Annotated in this window: 1 protein-coding gene; it reads right to left on the reverse strand. The window is 37.9% G+C overall.

Translation table 11 applies throughout. The annotated features are described in order from the left end of the window. The coding region (locus HC175_RS19450) for a DUF2357 domain-containing protein (RefSeq protein ID WP_235942696.1) at positions 1 to 405 on the reverse strand (405 nt) is incomplete at its 3' end. Positions 406 to 414 lie beyond the last annotated feature (9 nt).

Below are 414 nucleotides of genomic sequence, written 5' to 3' on the forward strand. Positions count from 1 at the left end.
AAGACTCAGCCCATCACTTGTAGGTTTAATTAGATCTTCCAAGTCTGCTGGATTCATTTGAAAAATTTCTTTTAATAAGTCAAGTAGAGTGAAAAATAGCCAGTATTCATAAAGTGTGGCTATGTCTTTTTTGCCACTGGCGTAGACATCTTCTCCTCCTTTCCAAACTAATTTTGCAGCCAAGTCAAACATTAGCCACGCCTTCAACACCTCCCGATAACCTTCTTTCTTCTGAAGGATCGGACTGTTCAGCTTTAAAATTTGGGCTCTGGATATTTCGTTGAAAAAGGTGTGATGAAGGTGCTGTTCCAGTTTTTCAATTGTGGATATTACTTCCTTTGCAATTCTGCTTCCTGCTTTTGCAGCAGTTTTAATATCGTTGCAAAGTTTTAAAAAACTTTGCAACGCATGTTT

The sequence above is a fragment of the Salinimicrobium oceani genome, assembly GCF_012037645.1.